Origin of the sequence: Nocardioides hankookensis, assembly GCF_042658885.1 — a bacterium.
Taxonomy (GTDB): Bacteria; Actinomycetota; Actinomycetes; order Propionibacteriales; family Nocardioidaceae; genus Nocardioides; species Nocardioides hankookensis.
This window is the reverse complement of the sequence record NZ_JBHSRJ010000009.1, coordinates 407,064-425,957: the sequence shown is the minus strand read 5'-3', so window position 1 is coordinate 425,957 and position 18,894 is coordinate 407,064. Positions and strand designations below refer to the sequence as shown.

Below are 18,894 nucleotides of genomic sequence, written 5' to 3'. Positions count from 1 at the left end.
GCAGCCATGGGCGAGACGATCGAGATCCAGGCAGCAGACGGAGCCGCTGAGGCCTACCTGACCGGTGAGGCGGGCAGCCCCGGCGTCCTCTTCTACGTCGACGCGATCGGGCTGCGGCCGCAGATCGAGGAGATGGCCGACCGCATCGCGTCGTGGGGGTACGTCGTCCTCGCGCCGCACGTCTTCTACCGCGACGGCCGCGCCGCCGACCTCGCGCCGCAGGGCGACCTGCGCGACGAGGGTGCCCGGGAGGCGTTCTTCGGCGGCGGCGTGATGGACCGGGTGGGCGCACTGACCCCGGACAAGTCGGGCCCGGACGCCGATGCCTGGGTGGGCACGCTCCGGCAGCACGCGGGGCCGGGCCCGATCGGGGTCACCGGCTACTGCATGGGCGCCCGGCTCGCCGTCCGCACCGCCGGGCAGTTCCCGGGCACGGTCGCCGCCGTCGGCGGCTTCCACGGCGGGCGCCTGGTGACCGACGCCCCGGACAGCCCGCACCTGGCGATCGCGCCGTCGACCGCGGCGTACGTCTTCGGCCACGCCGACCAGGACTCCTCGATGCCGGTCGAGCAGGTCGAGGCGCTCGGGCAGGTCCTCCAGGACGCCGGCCGCGAGCACGTCAACGAGATCTACGCCGGCGCCGGGCACGGCTACACGATGGCCGACACGTCGGTCTACGACGAGGCCGGCACCGCGCGGCACTTCGCCGTCCTCGAGGACCTGTTCGCGAGGACGCTTCGCCCCTAGCCTGACCGGGTGACCGGCGAGGTCCCGTCCCTCGGACGCGACGAGCTCGAGGCGCTCCAGCTGGAGCGCCTCGGGGCCACGCTGCGCTCGGCGTACGACGGGGTCCCGCACTACCGCCGTTCGTTCGACGAGGCGGGGGTGCACCCGGACGACCTGAGGACCCTCGCCGACCTGGCGCGCTTCCCGTTCACGACCAAGGCCGACCTGCGGGCGAACTATCCCTTCGGCATGTTCGCGGTGCCGCGCGAGGAGGTCGTCCGCGTGCACGCCTCCAGCGGGACGACCGGCAAGGCGACGGTCGTCGGCTACACCCAGGACGACGTCGACACCTGGGCGGAGCTGATGGCGCGCTCGATCCGGGCGGCCGGCGGGCGGCCGGGCGACGTCGTGCACGTCGGCTACGGCTACGGGCTGTTCACCGGTGGCCTCGGCGCGCACTACGGCGCCGAGCGGCTCGGGTGCACGGTGGTGCCGGTCAGCGGCGGCATGACCGAGCGGCAGGTGCAGCTGATCCTCGACTTCGAGTCGCGGGTGATCATGGTGACGCCGTCGTACTTCCTCGCGATCCTCGATGAGCTGGAGCGGCAGGGCGTCGACCCGCGCAGCACCAGCCTCGAGGTCGGCATCTTCGGAGCGGAGCCGTGGACCGACGAGATGCGGAGGGCCGTCGAGCTGCGTTCCGGCCTGCGCGCCGTCGACCTCTACGGGCTCTCGGAGGTGATGGGGCCGGGTGTCTCCGCCGAGGCGGGGGAGACCCAGGACGGGCTGCACGTGTGGGAGGACCACTTCCTGCCCGAGGTCGTCGACCCGGTGACGCTGGAGCCGGTGCCCGACGGCGAGCGCGGGGAGCTGGTGTTCACGTCGTTGACCAAGCAGGCGATGCCGGTGGTCCGCTACCGCACCCGTGACCTCACCCGTCTGCTGCCGGGCACGGCGTACCCGGCGTTCCGGCGCATGGAGAAGGTCACCGGACGCACCGACGACATGATGATCGTGCGCGGGGTGAACGTCTTCCCGAGCCAGGTCGAGGAGCAGATCCTCACGGTCGAGGGCCTCGCGCCGCACTACCTGTGCGTGCTCACCAGGCCCGGCAACCTCGACGAGCTCACCGTGCAGGTCGAGGCCGCCACCACGTCGTACGACGCAGCGCTCGGCGCAGCGTTGGAGGAGCGGATCAAGCAGCGGATCGGGGTCACCGCCCGGGTGGAGGTGCTTGCGCCGCACGCGCTGGAGCGGTCGCTCGGCAAGGCGAAGCGGATCAGCGACCAGCGGCCGCGTTGAGGTACCGCTCGGTGATCCGGTCCTGCACCGCACGCCCGATCGGACCACCGAGCCGGGCGAGCATCGTGGCCGGCCGGGAGAACGCCGTCACCTCGAACGTGACGGTGCCGTCGGCAGCGCGCGCGACCTCGAAGCGCTCCTCTCCGGACTCCGGGTGCCCGGGCAGCGTCCCGTAGGCGAAGCCCACGCGGTCGGGCTCGCGCACGACGTAGACGACCCGGCAGGGCACCCGCAGCGGACCGAGACGCATCGCGACGGTGGCACCCGGCTCGTCGGCCGGTCCGGAGGCGTCGACGCGAAGGCCGGCACGCTCGTGGATGCGCCAGTGGACGAGGTCGTCGACGACCTCGTCGAACGCCCGTGGCACCACGACCTCCCGACGGAGGTGCCGGTAGCCGGCGGGCAGCCGGCCGGCCGTGGCCCCCACCTCGGGATAGGTGAAGGGGGCCTCGGGCAGGTCGGCCACGGCCGTCAGAAGACGTCGGGCAGGTCGGCGGCGGAGCCGGTGAAGCTCGGGGAGCGCTTCTCGAGGAAGGCGGCCACGCCCTCCTTGCCGTCACCGAGGGACTGCCAGTACATGGCGAGCGAGTCGGAGAGGTGCGCCTCGAGCGGCTCGGCGGCGGCGCTGTTGCGGTAGAGCAGCCGCTTGGCGAGGCCGAGCGCCGCGGGGGAGCGGTCGACGACGAACGACCGGGCCAGCTCCTGGGCGGCGGGCAGCAGGTCGTCGGGCTCGTGCAGGCTGCGGACGAGGCGACCGGCGAGCGCCTGGTCGGCGGTGAGGATGTCGGCCGAGTAGACCCACTCCAGGGCCTGCTGGATGCCGACGATCCGAGGCAGGAACCAGCTCGACGCCGCCTCGGGCACGATGCCGAGCCGCCCGAAGACGAAGCCGATGCGGGCCTTCGTCGAGGCCAGCCGGAGGTCCATCGCGAGCGTCATCGTGGCGCCGATGCCGACGGCCGGGCCGTTGATCGCCGCGATCACCGGCTTGGGCAGCGCGTGGATCGCGAGCGTCACCTTGCCGCCGGTGTCGCGGACGCCGTCCTGGTACGGCGCCTCGTCGTACGCCGCGCGGAAGTCGGCGACCGTCGGGCGCAGCCCCTCGTCGAGGCCGAAGACGTTGCCGGCCGCGTTCAGGTCCATGCCGGCGCAGAACGCCCGGCCCGCGCCGGTGACGACGACCGCGCGCACGGGCTCGGCCCAGGCGTCGGCGCGGAAGAACTCCTCGAGCTCGCCGGCCATCGTCAGGTCGAAGGCGTTGAGCTGGTCGGGCCGGTGCAGGGTCAGCGTGCCGACCCCGTCGGCGTCGACCTCCCAGCGGAGGGTCTCGTAGCTCATCCGGTGACGCTCTTCGGCAGACCGGTCGGCGTGCAGAGCCCCTTCGGGATGTCGTCGGTCTTGTCTTCCTTGATGTAGTCGAACATCTGCTTCGACCGCTTCGGATCCCAGTGCACGGCCAGGTCCGAGATCGGGACGACGCAGCTCAGGCCGACGTTGGTCATGGCGAGGGCCCACATCCCCGCCCGCACGGGCCCCATGCCCTCGCCGAAGGCGAAGAAGTCCGGGATCGCGTTGGTCAGCCGCCAGTAACGGACCGGGTTGATGAACGTCCAGGGCGAGAGCACCCCGTCACCGACGGCCGCGACGACCTCGCGCTGGTGCTTGACCCGATCGATGTCGCCGACGGCCGACGTGTGTCGCGAGCGCGAGTAGGCCAGCGCCGTCCGCCCGTCGGCCTGCTGGCAGCCCTTCTTGACGTTGAGGCCGGCCAATGGGTCCTTCATCCTCTGCGTGGGGCAGATCTCGATGCCGCCCACCGCGTCGACCACGCCGGCGACGCCGCCGAGGCCGATCTCCACGTAGTCGTCGATCCGGATGCCGGTGTTCTGCTCGATGGTCTTCACCAGGAGCTTCGCCCCGCCGTGGGAGTAGGCGGCGTTGATCTTGGTGGTGCCGTAGCCGGGGACGTCGACGAGCGAGTCGCGGGGGATCGACATCAGCAGGTTGGGCCCGGACCCCGTGTGCAGGATCATGATCGTGTCGGAGAGCTGGCTGCTCGGATTGCCGGTGGCGTACTCCTTGCGCTGCTCCTTGGTCAGCCCGGCGCGCGAGTCGCTGCCGACCATCAGGTACGTCGTGCCGGGCTGGTCGTCGGGGCGGTCGCCCTTCGGCTCCCACTCGACCTTGGTGACGTGGGTCCAGGCGTAGATCGGCACGACCACGAGGTAGGCGACCCACAACAGCAGCAGCGCGAGCACGATCCGCAGGTAGAAGCGGAAGCCGCGCCGCCGCGGTGCCGAGGGGGGAGGGGTCGAACCCTGGCCGGGCGTCGGGGCGACCGGGGGCGGCGTCGGCGGGGTCCCGGCACGAGCCGGTTCGTTGGTCGGTCTGGCCATCGCGGGCATCATCCGGGTCTCGTCGGGCCGGGGCTCGCGCGGCGATCCGGACTGGGGGGTGGGGGCGGGCGGGGTGTCGGCGCCGCCGCCGTACAGCCAGTGGTACTCGGGCGTGCCCTCCGCGGGTTCGCCGTCACCGCGAGGACGGTCATTCATGCGGCGACGGTACCCGGTCGCTCCCCACCTCCCCGGATCGCCCGGCGCGTCGTGTCGGATGTTGCGCCTGTGACTGGTGATACTTGCGGGGCACCGCCACTTCCCCGTACGACGTTCTCGAGAGAGGCATCTCGATGCCGCCCGCACCTTCCCCCGGGTCGCAAGCCTCGCGCTTCACCCCTGGTGAGCGCGCGGCTCGCGTCCGTTTCCGCCGGGCCGTCGCCCTGATGCTGATGACCCTCGTGCTGCCCGGCTCGGCGCAGCTGGTCGCGGGCAACCGCCGGGTCGGCCTGGTCGCGCTGCGGATCTGGGCCGTGCTCCTGCTCTCCTTCTTCGTGGGCGCGGTCCTCGCGCTGGTCCGACCGACGACGTACCTCGACCTCGCCTTCGACCCGGTCGCGCTCCTGTTGCTCCGGCTGCTGCTGATGGCGCTCGCGGTCGGCTGGGCCTACCTCTTCATCGACGCGTGGCGTCTCGGGCAGCCGCTCACCCTGAGCATGGGCCACCGGCGGGCCGCGATCGGCGTCAACGGTGCGCTCTGCTTCTCGATCGCCGCCTCGCTGCTCTTCGGCGCCCACGTGGTCGGCGTCCAGCGTGACTTCGTCATGGCCCTGGCCGGGGACGGCGCGGCCACCGACGCCCACGACGGCCGCTACAACGTGCTGCTGCTCGGCGGCGACTCCGGAGCCGGACGGTGGGGGCTGCGGCCCGACTCGATGACGGTCGCCAGCATCGACGAGGAGACCGGCCGCACGGTGCTGATCTCGCTGCCGCGCAACATGAAGAACTTCCCCTTCGTGAAGGGGTCGGTGATGCGCCAGCAGTTCCCCGACGGTTTCGACGCCGACTACCTCAACGGCGTGAGCACCTGGGCGGGCGACAACACCGAGCTCTTCCCCGACTCCGACAACCCGGGCGTCGACGCGACGATCATGGCGATCGAGGGCATCACCGGGCTCAAGATCAACTACTGGGCGATGGTCAACCTGCGCGGCTTCACCGACCTCGTCGACGCCGTCGGCGGCGTCACCCTCAACGTGCGCCAGCCGATCCCGGTCGGCGGCCTCGGCGACGACGTCACCGGCTACATCCAGCCCGGCGTCCGCAAGCTCGACGGCCACGACGCCCTGTGGTTCTCCCGGGCGCGCGACGACTCCGACGACTACTCGCGGATGGCGCGCCAGAAGTGCGTGATGAGCGCGATGCTCCAGCAGATCAGCCCGCAGACCGCCGTACGCAACTTCGCCGACATCGCCAGTGCCAGCTCCGCGATGGTCTCGACCGACATCCCGGCCAGCGAGTTCTCCCGCTTCGCGCAGCTCGCCCTCAAGGCCCGCAGCCAGAAGGTGTCCACGCTCTCCCTGGTGCCGCCGATGATCAACACCGCCGAGCCGGACATCCACCTGATCCGCACCAAGGTCGCCCAGGCGATCGACCGCGCGGAGGGCAACGCCCCCGCGAAGTCCACGAAGGCCAAGAAGGCGACGACCGAGACCGTCACCGGCGGATCGCTGGGCTCGCTGAGCACCGGGTACGCCGCCAACGACGCGGACGACCTCGACTCTGCCTGTTAGTGGTGGTTTCGAGGCTCGTCGCTAGCGCTCCTCGCACCTCAACCACCGGCACCGGTGGTTGAGGTGCGAAGCGAAGCGAGCCTCGAAACCACTCTCCACCGTTGGACTCTCTAGGGTGTACGCCGTGCCCCAGGACGCCCCTCGAGTGATCGCCGTCGTGGTCACGTTCAACCGCCTGGGCCTGCTGCGCACGCTCGTCGACCGCCTCGAGCAGGTGCCCGGGCTGGCCGAGGTCCTGGTGGTCGACAACGCCTCGACGGACGGGACGGGGGAGTGGCTCGCCGGTCTCGGCGGCCGTGTCCGGGCCCGGACCCTCGCTGAGAACGGCGGCGGTGCCCGGGGTTTCCACGACGGCCTGGCGTGGGCGGTCGAGCTCGAGGCCGACCTGGTCTGGCTGATGGACGACGACGGCCTGCCGGACCCGGGCTGTCTCGCCCGGCTGCTCGAGGAGACCGACCTCGACTTCTGGGGGCCGCTGGTGGTCGACGAGGTCGAGCCGAGTCGGCTGGTCTTCCCGATCCGGCTCCCCGGCGGCACCCGCGTCGTGCACGAGCTCGCCGACGTCGAGCGGGCGGCCACGGCCGGCCGGATCGACGGCATCGTCATCCCGTTCAACGGGGTCCTGGTCACGCGCGAGCTGGTCGAGCGGATCGGGCTGCCCCGCGCGGAGTACTTCATCTGGGGCGACGACCACGAGTACCGCCTGCGCGCCGAGGCCGCCGGCGCCCGCATCGCGACCGTCGTCGACGCCCAGGTCCGGCACCCCGCGGTCGGCAGCCTGGGGACGCCGATGATGTTCGGCCGCACGACGTACAACCACAGCCCCAGCGACCTCAAGCACTACTGCATGGCGCGCAACAACCTGCTCAACCTGCGCGAGTACAAGGGCTGGCCGCACGCGCTCGCCTTCGTCGCGAAGACCGTCTGGTTCTACACGTTCACGAGGCCGAGCCCGCGCCGGATCGGCATCAGCCTGCGGGCGATGTACGACGGCCTCCGCGGCGACTTCACCGGGCACCGGAAGTACCTCGCGTGACCGGGCACGAGACCGTCGCCGTCGTGGTCGTGACCTACGACCGCGCGGACCTGCTGGAGCGGATGCTGGTCGGGCTGGCCGCGCTCGACCGGCTCCCCGACGCCGTGATCGTGGTCGACAACGCGAGCACCGACCACACGCCGGCGGTGCTCGCCGCCGCGACGAACCCCGGCCTCCAGGTGATCCGGAGCGACGACAACCTCGGCGGCGCCGGCGGCTTCCACCTGGGCGTGCGCACGGCGTACGCGCAGGGCTTCGACCGGATCTGGCTGATGGACGACGACGTGGTCCCCGCGTCCGGCTGCCTGACCGTGCTGATGGCGCGCGACGAGGACTGCCTGATGGCGGTCCGCGAGGACACCGCCGGCCACCTGGTCGAGAAGGCCGCGACCCGGTTCGACCTGCGCAACCCGCTCGCGATCCGGCCGAAGACCGGCATGGTCGAGACCGACTTCGGCAGCCGCGACCGGATGCCCGAGCTGGTCGAGATCGAGAACGTCGCCTTCGAGGGCTTCATGTGCCGCCGCGCGGTCGTCGACGCGATCGGGCTGCCCGACCCGTCGTACTTCATCTTCTACGACGACGTCGACTACGCGGTCCGCGCCCGCCGGGCCGGATTCCGGATCTGGGCGGTCCGCGACGCCGTCCTGGTGCGCCAGCTCGACTTCGACCAGCAGCACGACCTGGGCGGCTGGAAGGGCTACTACATGTATCGCAACCTCTTCGTCGTGCACCTGCGGTACGGCGAGAACGCGCTGGTCCGGCTGAAGCCCTGGCTGGTCACGGCGGCGGTCGTGCTGCTCAGCCCGGTGCGCGGGGGACGGGCCGAGGCGCGCAATGTGATCCGGGCCATGCGCGACGCGCGGGGAATGCGTGCCGTACCCACCAGATCCGTAGACTGACCGATCGTGTCAGCCCCTTCTCCCGATCCCTCGCAGGGCCCCGATCTGGTCGTCGTCGGCTCCGGCTTCTTCGGCCTCACCGTCGCCGAGCGCTGCGCGCGTGAGCTGGGACTGAAGGTCCTCGTCCTGGAGCGGCGCCACCACCTGGGCGGCAACGCCTACTCCGAGTTCGACGAGGAGACCGGGATCGAGGTGCACGTCTACGGGACGCACCTCTTCCACACCTCGAACAAGAAGGTCTGGGACTACGTCAACCAGTTCACCGACTTCACGGGCTACCAGCACCGGGTCTTCGCGAAGTACCAGGGGCAGGTCTACTCGTTCCCGATGAACCTCGGGCTGATCAACCAGTTCTTCGGCAAGGCGCACACCCCCGACGAGGCACGCGCGCTGATCGCCGAGCAGGCCAGCGAGATCGCCACCCAGGACGCGACCAACCTCGAGGAGAAGGCGATCAGCCTGATCGGGCGGCCGCTCTACGAGGCATTCGTGAAGGGCTACACCGCGAAGCAGTGGCAGACCGACCCGAAGGAGCTGTCGGCCGACATCATCACGCGGCTCCCGGTGCGCTACACCTTCGACAACCGCTACTTCAACGACACCTACGAGGGCCTGCCGGTCGACGGGTACACCGCCTGGCTCGAGCGGATGGCCGACCACCCCAACATCGAGGTCCGCCTCGACACCGATTTCTTCTCGGTGGCCGACGAGCTCAAGGGCCAGGTGCCGATCGTCTACACCGGCCCGGTCGACGAGTACTTCGAGAACTCCGAGGGCCGCCTGTCCTGGCGGACCATCGACCTGGAGCGGGAGACGCTCGACGTCGACGACTTCCAGGGCACCGGCGTAGTCAACGCCAACGACGAGGACCTGCCCTACACGCGGACCCTCGAGTTCAAGCACCTGCACCCGGAGCGGACCTACCTGCCGGGCAAGACGGTCGTCGTGCACGAGTACTCACGCTTCGCCGAGGAGGGCGACGAGCCGTACTACCCGGTGAACACCGCCGAGGACCGTGCGAAGCTGCTGAAGTACCGCGAGCTCGCGAAGCGGGAGCCGATGGTGCTCTTCGGCGGCCGGCTCGGCACCTACAAGTACCTCGACATGCACATGGCGATCGGCTCGGCCCTGTCCATGTTCGAGAACAAGCTGCGGCCGCACTTCGCCGAGGGTGCGCCGCTCACCAGCGGAGGAGTCGACGAGTGAGCCCCTCGAAGCCCGGCGCGACGACGGCGACCGTACGCCGCGTCCTGCAGACCCAGATCATGCCGGTCGACCGCGACCTGGACGTGCTGCCGCTGTACGTCGACCCCGACCCGGCGGTCCTCGATGCCGACAAGTACAACGTCGGCGGCGACAAGGGTGCCAAGGAGCTCAACAAGGCGTCACTGCGCCAGTCCGTCAGCTCCGGCACGATGATCCACCCCGACCAGATCGTCGACCGGCACGCGGTCCGCATCGAGCAGGGCGAGCGGCTGTCGTTCGGCAGCTACTTCAACGCGTTCCCGGCGTCGTACTGGCGGCGCTGGACGATCGTCGAGGACGTCCGCCTCGCCGTCGAGCTCCACGGCCGCGGCGCCAGCGTCACCGTCTACAAGTCGATGGCCAACGGACGCTCCCAGCGGGTGTCCTCGCAGCAGGTCGAGGACGGCGCGGCCGGCGGCACGTTCGTCTTCGACCTGTCGCTGCGCCCCTTCGCCGACGGCGGCTGGTACTGGTACGACGTCACCGCGGGTGACGAGGACGCCGTCGTCAGCGCGGTCTGGGACGCCGAGGTGCCCGCCGACCGGGCCGAGTCCGGCTCCGTCGCCGTGACCATCACGACGATGAACCGGCCGGGCTTCTGCTCCGACCTGATCACCCAGCTCGGCTCCGAGGACGACGTCATCGCGATCCTCGACACCGTGTTCGTCGTCGACCAGGGCACCGACAAGGTCCGTGGCGCGGCCGGCTTCGCCGCCGCCGAGAAGGCCCTCGACGGCCGGCTCCGCGTCATCGACCAGGGCAACTTGGGTGGCTCCGGCGGCTACGCCCGCGGTCAGCTCGAGACCGTGAAGGCCGGCACGGCGACGTACGCGCTGATGATGGACGACGACGTCGTGTGTGAGCCGCAGAGCCTGCTGCGCGCTGTCGCCTTCGCCGACCTCGCCCGCCGCCCCACGATCGTCGGCGGCCACATGTTCAGCCTCTACTCCCGGGCGCGGCTGCACAGCTTCGGCGAGATCATCCAGACCTGGCGCTGGTGGTGGATGTCGCCCGAGCACGTGCTCTCGGAGTGGGACTTCGCCGCCCGCAACCTGCGCTCGACCCGCTGGCTGCACCGCCGCGTCGACGTCGACTTCAACGGCTGGTTCATGTGCCTGATCCCGCGCCAGGTGCTCGACGAGGTCGGTCTGTCGCTGCCGGTCTTCATCAAGTGGGACGACAGTGAGTTCGGCGTCCGCGCGAAGGCTGCCGGCTACCCGACCGTGACGTTCCCGGGCGCCGCGGTGTGGCACGTGCCGTGGACCGACAAGAACGACGCCCTCGACTGGCAGGCCTACTTCCACGAGCGCAACCGGCTGATCGCCGCGCTGCTGCACTCGCCGTACAAGCACGGCGGCCGGCTGATCCAGGAGAGCGTCAACCACTCCGTCGCCCACCTGGTCTCCATGCAGTACTCGACCGTCGAGCTGCGGCAGCTCGCGCTCGAGGACGTGCTGGCCGGCCCAGACGGCCTGCACGAGGCGCTGCCGCACCGGCTCGCCGACGTCAACGCGTTCCGCAAGCAGTTCTCCGACGCCCAGCTCGAGGCGGACCCCGACGCCTTCCCGCCGATCCGGCGCAAGCCGTCGCGGCGCGGCCACAGCGAGCTCGAGGTGCCGAGCAAGCGCTCCCAGATCATCCAGGCCGGCCTGATGCCACTGCGACAGCTGCGCAAGCCGCGGGCGCTGTCCCGGGAGTTCCCCGAGGGAGAGATCGCCGCGATGGACGCGAAGTGGTACCGCATCGCGCGCTACGACTCGGCGATCGTCTCGATGCCGGACCAGACCTCGGCGGCGCTCTACACTCGAGACCCCGAGCTGTACCGCGACCTGCTCAAGCGGATCGCCGACCTGCACCTGAAGCTCTATCGTCGCTGGCCGGAGCTCTCCGCGGAGTACCGCTCGAAGTTGCCCGAGATCACCTCGCCGGAGGCGTGGGAGGAGACCTTCCGTCCGTGGACCGAAGCAGACGCCGAGGCGGCCGATGACTGACGTCACCGAGCCTGAGGTCGACGCTGCTCCCCGTCCGTTGCGGACGGTGGACGCGCCGCTCGCCTCGCCCGCCGCGACCGCGGGCCTGCTCGAGGTCTTCCGGCGCCGCTACCTGCTGCGCCTGCTGGTGCGTCGTGAGATCTCGGCGCGCTACCAGGGCTCGTTCCTGGGTCTGCTGTGGTCCTACATCAACCCGCTGAGCCAGTTCTTCATCTACTACGTCGTGATGGGCGTCCTGTTCGGGCTCCACCAGGACGTGGAGAACTTCGCCATCCACATGTTCTGCGGGATCATCATCGTCCACTTCTTCAACGAGACGTTCAACGCCGGGACGCGCTCCATCGTGCGCAACAAGGCACTCGTGCAGAAGATGGCGATGCCGCGCGAGATGTTCCCGGTCGCCTCGATGCTGGTCTCGGGCTACCACGTGGTCCCGCAGCTGGTGATCATGATGATCGTCTGCGTCCTGCTGGGCTGGATGCCGACCCTGGCTGGAGTCGTGGCCCTGGTCACCGCGCTGGTCATCATCGCGACCGTCGGCACGGCGATGGCGCTGCTCTTCAGCGCCGCCAACGTGTTCTTCCGCGACGTCGGCAACGTCGCCGCGATCCTCACGAACTTCGTGCGCTTCGGCGTGCCGATGATCTACCCGTACACGATGGTCGAGGACAAGTTCGGCCAGTTCGCGCAGTTCTACCTCTTCAACCCGATCGCCGACGCCGTGCTGCTCTTCCAGAAGGCGTTCTGGGTCGGCACCACCGACCATCCGGCCGCGACCGAGGCCGCCCACCTCCCGGCCAACCTGTGGGCCTTCTCCGGCCTCGCGGTGGTCGCGGGAGTGATCCTGCTGGTGATCGGTCAGATGGTCTTCTCGCGGCTCGAGAACAAGATCCCGGAGCGCCTCTGATGAGCGGGACCGAGTCGATCGTCGTCGACCACGCGACGAAGATGTTCACGCTGCGCTACCACCGCACGTTCAAGCAGATGACGGTCGCGGCGCTGCGCCGCCAGGACATCAGCGACACCTTCCGTGCCGTCGACGACGTCTCCTTCACGATCCAGCAGGGGGAGTCGGTCGGCCTGATGGGCCTCAACGGCTCCGGCAAGAGCACCCTGCTGAAGCTGATCAACGGGGTGATGCGCCCCGAGGGCGGCACCGTCGAGACCCGCGGTCGGATCGCCGGCCTGATCGCGACCGGCGCCGGCTTCCACCCGCAGCTGACCGGCCGCGAGAACATCTACCTCAACGCGGCGGTCCTCGGCATGTCCGAGGCCGAGACGAAGCGGAAGTTCGACGACATCGCCGACTTCGCCGAGCTCGGCAAGTTCCTGGACTCGCCGGTCGGCCACTACTCCTCGGGCATGAGCTCGCGGCTGGGCTTCTCGGTCGCCATCCACGTCGACTCGGACATCTTCCTGGCCGACGAGGTGCTGGCGGTGGGGGACAAGCCGTTCAAGCAGAAGTGCCTGCAGAAGATGCAGGAGATCCGCGACGGCGGCCGCACCCTCGTCTACGTCAGCCACGCGGCCGGCTCCGTCCGCCGCATGTGCGACCGGGTGATCGTGCTCGAGCAGGGCAAGGTCGGCTTCGACGGTGACGTCATCGAGGGCATCAAGTACGTCAAGTACGACTCCGGCGACGAGACCCAGGAAGAGCTCGAGTCCGAGGACGACGACCTCGGCGCCGACATCTGAGCTCCCCCTGGACCGAGCTTGCTCGGGCCAGGGCCTAGGAGCCAGGTTGAGTAGCCGCGCGACCGACGGAGGAGGTCGCGTCCGGCGTATCGAGACCCGGTCAGGCGAGAGGCGGCGCCGAGTGGTCTCGATACGGCCGCTCGTTCCTCGCGCCCTACTCGACCAACGAAGGCGAGAACTACACGCGTGAAGTTTCTTGACAAATCTCGAATGCATCGGCGTGTCGACTGGAAATTACAGTCTTGTAGTTACTCACGAAACCTTCCGTGTCTGCTGTGACGCGTGTGAAAGTTGCTACCCGTGTGAACTTCCCCCGCACTGGAGCAACCACTCATGCCACCCAGCAAGATCCGCTTCGTCACGGCCTGCCAGCAGCTGCTGGCGCTCGGTCTCGTGGTCGCCGTGCTCACCCCTGCGGCGAGCGTCGTCAGCCTCGACGTCGTGCACGAGCGACCCGACGAGACCGCCGCAGCGGCGGGCGCGGCCGGCGACCTGGCCGCCGACCTGAGCGCCTACGTCCGTGAGTCCGCCCGCACGTCGACCGTGCCGGACGAGGTCGTCGACCCGACGGTGGACGAGTACGCGCTGACGCCGGCGTCCAGCCCGGCGGGCACGTCGCGGCTGGCGCGCACCAAGGCGGACATGGTGGCCGCGCAGAGCACCGTCACCAGCGTCCCCGAGCCCGTCGAGGGGTACGGCGCCGTCGGGGTGACCTGGGCGCACGGCACGAAGATCGCGCAGGGCGACATCGCGCTGAAGGTCCGGACCCGCACCGGGTCCGACTGGTCGGCGTGGATGGACCTCGACTACGACGCGGACCACGGTCCGGACCCGGGCTCCGAGGAGGCGCAGCACGCGCGCCCGGGCACCGACGCCCTCCTGGTGGGCGACGTCGACGACGTCCAGGTCAAGGTGAGCACCACCGACGGCGACCTGCCGCCCGGTCTGCGGCTCGCGGTCGTGGACCCCGGCGAGGCGGACAAGACGGCGGTCGAGCACCCGGCCCTGGACACGAACGGCACCGCTCCGGCGACGACGACGGGAACGGAGACCGGCCCGGCGGACGCCACGTCGCTCGACACGGACGCGGGCGAGGGCGAGGGCGGCAGCGACAAGATCTCCCTCCAGGCGGCGACGTTCACCCCGAAGCCGCAGATCTACTCGCGCGCCCAGTGGGGCGCCGACGAGAGCATGCGCGACAAGAGCTCGCTGCACTACTTCGAGGTGCACGCCGGCTTCGTGCACCACACGGTCAACGCCAACGACTACACGCGCGACGAGGTGCCGGGGATCATCCGCAGCATCTACGCGTACCACACCAAGAGCCGCGGCTGGTCCGACATCGGCTACAACTTCCTGGTCGACCGGTTCGGCCGGATCTGGGAGGGCCGGTACGGCGGCATCGACCGTCCGGTGGTCGGCGCGCACACCCTCAACTACAACGACTACTCCTTCGCGATGTCGGCGATCGGCAACTACGACATCAAGCAGCCGTCCAACGCGATGGTCGAGGCGTACGGCGCGCTCTTCGCCTGGAAGCTGTCGCTGCACGGGGTGAACGCGGCGTCCACCAGCCAGCAGGTCGGCTCGAAGGTCTTCCAGGCGATCAACGGTCACCGCGACGCGGCGTCGACCGCGTGCCCGGGCCGCTACCTCTACGCCCGGATCCCCGACATCCGGCGACTCGCCGCCGAGGCGCAGCGCGGCTGGGCGGGTCGCGAGCTGGAGTCCGACCTCGCGTCGACCCCGCACCCCGACCTCGTGGCGCGGCGCGCCAGCGACGGCCAGGTCTTCGTCATCCCGACCGGCGGTCTCACCGCGTTCTCGGGCCCGGTCGCCGCTGCGACCGGCCTGGCCGGCACCGACCGCACCGTCGTGTCGCCCGACCTGACCGGTGACGGCATCGCCGACCTCGTGGTCATGGGCGGCAACAACGCGGCGCGGGTGCGCCCCGGCACCTCCGCCGGCACCTTCGGTGCGGCGTCCGCCCAGATCGGGCGGCTGGCGGGCCATGACCTGGTCAGCGCGGTCGGGGACGTCAACGGTGACGGCCGCAACGACCTGGTCGCCCGGGTCCCCTCGACCGGCCGCCTCGACGTCCTCCTCCGGCGTGCGAGCGGCACGTACGCCGTGCGCCACCTCGCCTCGTCCGGGTCGTCGTACAACCAGCTCACCAGCATCGGCGACGTGACCGGCGACGGGCGGATGGACCTGATCGCCCGTGACACCTCGGGCCGGCCGTGGCTGATCGCGGGCGCCGGAGGGGGCCGGTTCGCGGCACCGCGGGCGCTGGCGGGCTCGTGGACGTCGTTCGCGTCGTTCACCGGCATCGGCGACTTCACCGGCGACGGGCGCCAGGACCTCTTCGTGCGCAAGCGGGACGGCAAGGGCTACGTCTACCCGTCCCGGGGCAACGGCACCTTCTCCCACGCGCTGGGTCCGGTCGCCGTGGCCGGTCAGGTGGTCGGCGTCGCGCAGCTGGTCCGCGACGCCACCCCCGACGTCGTCGTCCGCTCGGGATCGACCGTGTCGGTGCTCGCCAACTCGGGCGGCACCGAGATCCGCGGGCCGATCGCGACCGGTATCAAGATCCCCGGAGCCAACGCGCTCTTCAACGCCGGTGACTGGGACCGCGACGGTCACGGCGACATCATCGTGGGCAACGCGCAGGGCGTGCTCGCCCTGCGTCGTGGCGACGGGGCCGGCCACTTCGGCGCCCCGGTCGTCATCGGCACCGGCTTCTCCTCGGTGAAGCTGCTCGCCGCGGTCGGCGACATGACCGGTGACGGCTGGCCGGACCTGATGGGCCAGCCCGCCGGCGGCGCGATCCGGATCTACCCGGGCAACGGCCTCTCCGGCCTGCGACCCAGCTACGTCGCCCACGGCGCGATCAAGGCGACCGAACAGGTCCCGGTGGGTCGGTGGAACGCCGATGGTGCCCCGGACTCGCTCTTCGTGCGGGGCTCGAAGACCTACCTCTTCCCGGGCAACGGGCCCGGCGGCCTGACCGGCGCCCGGGCGGTCAGCCTCAACCTCGCGCCGTACGACTGGGTGATCGGGATCAGCGACATCGGGCTGACCGGGCACGCGGACCTGGTGGTGCGGCAGCGCTCGACAGGCAACCTCTTCCTGCTGCCGGGCTCGGCCACCGGCTTCGGCAAGCCGCGCTTCCTGGCGCAGGGCATGGGGGTGTTCGACCTGGCGGGGTGACCCCGCACATCGAGAACGTGGTGCTTGCTCGCCCTCAAGGGAAGCGAGCCGTGGCGCGCTCCGCGACGTACGTCGCGCTGAGCCGCTCCGGTTCGGAGTGGACGACCAGCACCAGCGAGCCGCCGATGGCGAGCGGCTCGGTGAAGGAGGCGAGCCCCGGTGGGGAAGCCGGGTTCGCCTCCGAGAGAAGGCGGCCGCCGTCGGTGAGCAGACTCCCGGCGGCGGCCGCTCTCCACAGGTCGCCCTGGGTGCGGTCGCCGAACGCGCCGGCGGTCGCCGCGTCGTCGGGGCCGGGCGGGTCGTAGGCGATGAACGCGTCGGGCTGCGACCAGACCTCGATGCCGACGTCGTGCACGCCCGCGGGCAGGGGATCGGCGAACCGCACGCCGAGCGGCAGCAGCGAGCAGGCGAGCACCGGCAGGTCGTCGGCGACCTCCGCCCACCGTGCGACCGACGCCGGGCCGCAGACGACGGCGTCGGGATCGCCGTCGTCGGGGCCGACCACGACGAGGCCCACCGACCACGCGGCGCCCAGGAAGACGGTGCCCAGCCAGTGGGTCGGCAGGTCGACCACCAGGCGCTGGCCGCGCTCGAGGTCGTGCTCCTCGACGAGCAGGGACGCGGTCTTGGCCACCCAGTTCGCGTACGTCGTGGTCGAGAGCTCGACCCGTTCACCGGTCGCCTCGTCGTAGAACGTGACCAGGGGTGATCCAGGATCCGTGCGCAGCTGGCGCGCCAGCACGTCGCTGAAGGTGCTCATGCCCCTAGGGTTCCATCGTGACGTCCATCGACCACTTCTGGGCCGTGATCCCGGCCGGCGGAGCCGGCACCCGGCTCTGGCCGCTGTCCCGCTCCTCCGCCCCCAAGTTCCTGCACGACCTGCGCGGCGAGGGGAGGACCCTCCTCCAGGAGACGCTCGACCGGCTGGCGCCGCTGGCCGACGACCGGGTCATGGTCGTCACCGGCCAGGCGCACCGCGAGGCCGTGCGCGCGCAGCTGCCCGCGCTCGGCGCGGGCTCCGTGATCGCGGAGCCGTCGGCCCGCGACTCGATGGCGGCGATCGGCCTGGCCGCCGCGCTGCTGGAGCGGTCGGACCCGGACGCCGTGATGGGCTCCTTCGCCGCCGACCACGTGATCACCGACCCCGACCTCTTCGCGGAGGCCGTCGGGCGCGCGGTGGCCGTCGCACGCGAGGACTGGCTGGTCACCCTCGGCATCGAGCCGACGTTCCCGTCCTCGGCCTTCGGCTACGTCCACGTCGGTGAGCCGCTCTCAGGCCACGACGGCGCGGCCGTCGTCCAGGAGTTCGTCGAGAAGCCGTCGGTCGCCACGGCCGAGGGCTACCTGAAGACCGGGCGCTACCGCTGGAACGCCGGCATGTTCGTGGTCCGTCCGCGGGTGCTGCTCGACCTCCTCGGCCGCTGGCACCCGGAGTTCGGAGCGACGCTGCGCGCCATCGCCTTCGAGCCGGACCGGCTCGAGGAGCTCTGGCCGGACCTGCCGAAGATCGCCCTCGACCACGCGGTCGCCGAGCCGGCGGCCGACGCCGGCAAGGTCGCCGTCGTGCCGTCGGCGTTCCACTGGGAGGACATCGGCGACTTCGACGCCCTCGCCACCCTCCTCGAGCAGGACGGCGTACCGATGTCGGTGCTCGGCGACGCGGACTCCGTGCTGGGCGTCGACAGCACCGGCCTGGTGGTGCCGGCCAGCGGGCGGGTGGTGGCCGTCGTCGGGCTCGACGACGTCGTCGTCGTCGACACGCCGGACGCCCTGCTGGTCACGACCCGGGCCCGCGCCCAGGAGGTCAAGCAGGTCGTCGCCGCGCTCAAGGAGTCCGGCCGCTCCCCGCTCACCTGAGCGGGGGGAGCGGCTCGACCTCAGGGAACGGTGGGCTCGGGCGAGTCCGTGTAGGGGTACTCGTCCATGAAGTCCGACAGGGCCGCACCGCTCACGGCGGAGCAGTACTGGAACGCGCCGACCTGCTTCGAGGTGTCGGTCTCGCCGTTGCCACCGGCGGACCAGTGCGTGAACGCGACGTGCTGACCGTCGGGGAAGGCGGCGCCGTCCTCGTCGTCGGACTTCCACGGCGCGGCGATGAACTTGTTGCGGAAGTCGTCGCCGCCGAACTTGCGCGAGATGGCCTCGACGTCGGCGAGGGCGGTCTTGTCCTGGGCGATCGTGTCGTCGTACCAGAGGATCGTGTAGCCGTGCTCGAGGTTGTGGACCAGCGCCTCGAGGGCCGGACGGTCGTCGGTGGAGTAGAACTTGCGCGAGAACGACGCGGGCGCGAGGCCGGCCTGGTTCCAGTGCGCGCCGAACGCGGGCGGTGCGGTCGTGTAGTCGACCGGGGTGTCGACCGGCACGTGCTGCGAGTTGCCGTCGGCCTTCTTGGTGGTGACCTTCTGGCAGACCGTGGCCGCCGAGCCGATCTGGTCGAGCGCCTTGCTGTCCAGCTCGCTGTCGTTCTTCTTGTCGAGGAGGATCGGGACCACGGCCGCGCCGATGATGCCGAGAGCGACCAGGACGCACACGGTGACGATCACCGCGCCGCGTCGGCGGTCCGAGCTCTTCTGCTTCTTGCGCATCTGTTCGATGACCGCCTTGCGGTCGGTCTTGGCGGGCTTGGCCACGTCGTGTTCCTCGGGCGTGCAGGGCGATCCT

At 70.7% G+C, this 18,894-nt stretch carries 16 protein-coding genes; 11 read left to right on the top strand and 5 right to left on the bottom strand.

What is annotated here, in order from left to right:
• Window positions 1–6 precede the first annotated feature (6 nt).
• Both ACFPYL_RS21450 and paaK read left to right on the top strand, forming a co-directional pair.
• Entirely contained in the window at window positions 7–747 is a 741-nt protein-coding gene (locus ACFPYL_RS21450; RefSeq protein WP_379159283.1) for a dienelactone hydrolase family protein, read from the top strand.
• Window positions 748–756: 9 nt separating this feature from the next.
• On the top strand, window positions 757–2,028 hold the full coding sequence (paaK, locus tag ACFPYL_RS21445) for a phenylacetate--CoA ligase PaaK (protein WP_379159281.1): 1,272 nt from the start codon (window positions 757–759) through the stop codon (window positions 2,026–2,028).
• Here paaK and ACFPYL_RS21440 read toward each other — a convergent pair.
• Genes ACFPYL_RS21440 through ACFPYL_RS21430 form a run of 3 tightly spaced genes read right to left on the bottom strand, consistent with a single transcriptional unit; the run spans window position 2,006 to window position 4,580 of the window.
• Complete coding sequence (locus tag ACFPYL_RS21440; protein WP_379159278.1) at window positions 2,006–2,494, bottom strand: DUF1990 domain-containing protein; 489 nt, start codon at window positions 2,492–2,494, stop codon at window positions 2,006–2,008. The genes paaK and ACFPYL_RS21440 overlap by 23 nt on opposite strands.
• A 5-nt stretch (window positions 2,495–2,499) precedes the next feature.
• On the bottom strand, window positions 2,500–3,366 hold the full coding sequence (locus tag ACFPYL_RS21435) for a crotonase/enoyl-CoA hydratase family protein (RefSeq protein WP_379159275.1): 867 nt from the start codon (window positions 3,364–3,366) through the stop codon (window positions 2,500–2,502).
• Complete coding sequence (locus ACFPYL_RS21430) at window positions 3,363–4,580, bottom strand: LCP family protein (RefSeq protein WP_379159272.1); 1,218 nt, start codon at window positions 4,578–4,580, stop codon at window positions 3,363–3,365. The genes ACFPYL_RS21435 and ACFPYL_RS21430 overlap by 4 nt, the downstream gene beginning before the upstream one ends.
• A gap of 134 nt (window positions 4,581–4,714) precedes the next feature.
• Here ACFPYL_RS21430 and ACFPYL_RS21425 point away from each other — a divergent pair, with 134 nt between their 5' ends.
• From ACFPYL_RS21425 to ACFPYL_RS21390, 8 genes are all read left to right on the top strand, one after another.
• Entirely contained in the window at window positions 4,715–6,154 is a 1,440-nt protein-coding gene (locus tag ACFPYL_RS21425; protein WP_379159269.1) for an LCP family protein, read from the top strand.
• Between the two features lie 124 nt (window positions 6,155–6,278).
• On the top strand, window positions 6,279–7,190 hold the full coding sequence (locus tag ACFPYL_RS21420; protein ID WP_379159266.1) for a glycosyltransferase family 2 protein: 912 nt from the start codon (window positions 6,279–6,281) through the stop codon (window positions 7,188–7,190).
• Window positions 7,187–8,092 carry a glycosyltransferase family 2 protein gene (locus tag ACFPYL_RS21415; protein ID WP_379159263.1) on the top strand — a complete coding sequence of 302 codons (906 nt, stop codon included), beginning with the start codon at window positions 7,187–7,189 and terminating at the stop codon, window positions 8,090–8,092. The genes ACFPYL_RS21420 and ACFPYL_RS21415 overlap by 4 nt, the downstream gene beginning before the upstream one ends.
• Before the next feature lie 6 nt (window positions 8,093–8,098).
• Window positions 8,099–9,298, top strand: a complete 1,200-nt coding sequence (gene glf / locus ACFPYL_RS21410) for a UDP-galactopyranose mutase (RefSeq protein ID WP_379159260.1) — start codon at window positions 8,099–8,101, stop codon at window positions 9,296–9,298.
• The gene (locus ACFPYL_RS21405) at window positions 9,295–11,328 is read left to right on the top strand and encodes a glycosyltransferase (protein ID WP_379159257.1); all 2,034 of its coding nucleotides are present in this window, start codon (window positions 9,295–9,297) and stop codon (window positions 11,326–11,328) included. The genes glf and ACFPYL_RS21405 overlap by 4 nt, the downstream gene beginning before the upstream one ends.
• Window positions 11,321–12,235 (top strand): ABC transporter permease, encoded by a 915-nt coding sequence (locus tag ACFPYL_RS21400; RefSeq protein ID WP_379159254.1) that lies wholly within the window; start codon window positions 11,321–11,323, stop codon window positions 12,233–12,235. The genes ACFPYL_RS21405 and ACFPYL_RS21400 overlap by 8 nt, the downstream gene beginning before the upstream one ends.
• Window positions 12,235–13,023, top strand: coding sequence for an ABC transporter ATP-binding protein (locus ACFPYL_RS21395; RefSeq protein ID WP_379159251.1), 789 nt, complete (start codon window positions 12,235–12,237; stop codon window positions 13,021–13,023). Before ACFPYL_RS21400 ends, ACFPYL_RS21395 begins: the two co-directional genes overlap by 1 nt.
• 333 nt (window positions 13,024–13,356) lie before the next feature.
• The gene (locus tag ACFPYL_RS21390) at window positions 13,357–16,233 is read left to right on the top strand and encodes an FG-GAP-like repeat-containing protein (protein WP_379159248.1); all 2,877 of its coding nucleotides are present in this window, start codon (window positions 13,357–13,359) and stop codon (window positions 16,231–16,233) included.
• 34 nt (window positions 16,234–16,267) lie between these two features.
• On the opposite strand, the gene ACFPYL_RS21385 is transcribed toward ACFPYL_RS21390, so the two are convergent.
• A complete protein-coding gene (locus tag ACFPYL_RS21385; protein ID WP_379159245.1) occupies window positions 16,268–16,993 on the bottom strand; it encodes a TIGR03089 family protein in 726 nt (241 codons plus the stop codon).
• Between the two features lie 17 nt (window positions 16,994–17,010).
• On the opposite strand from ACFPYL_RS21385, the gene ACFPYL_RS21380 reads away from it, so the two are divergent.
• Entirely contained in the window at window positions 17,011–18,090 is a 1,080-nt protein-coding gene (locus ACFPYL_RS21380) for a mannose-1-phosphate guanylyltransferase (protein WP_379159242.1), read from the top strand.
• Between the two features lie 20 nt (window positions 18,091–18,110).
• Here the strand turns inward: ACFPYL_RS21380 and ACFPYL_RS21375 are convergent, their stop codons facing one another.
• On the bottom strand, window positions 18,111–18,863 hold the full coding sequence (locus tag ACFPYL_RS21375) for a DUF3105 domain-containing protein (RefSeq protein ID WP_379159239.1): 753 nt from the start codon (window positions 18,861–18,863) through the stop codon (window positions 18,111–18,113).
• Window positions 18,864–18,894 lie beyond the last annotated feature (31 nt).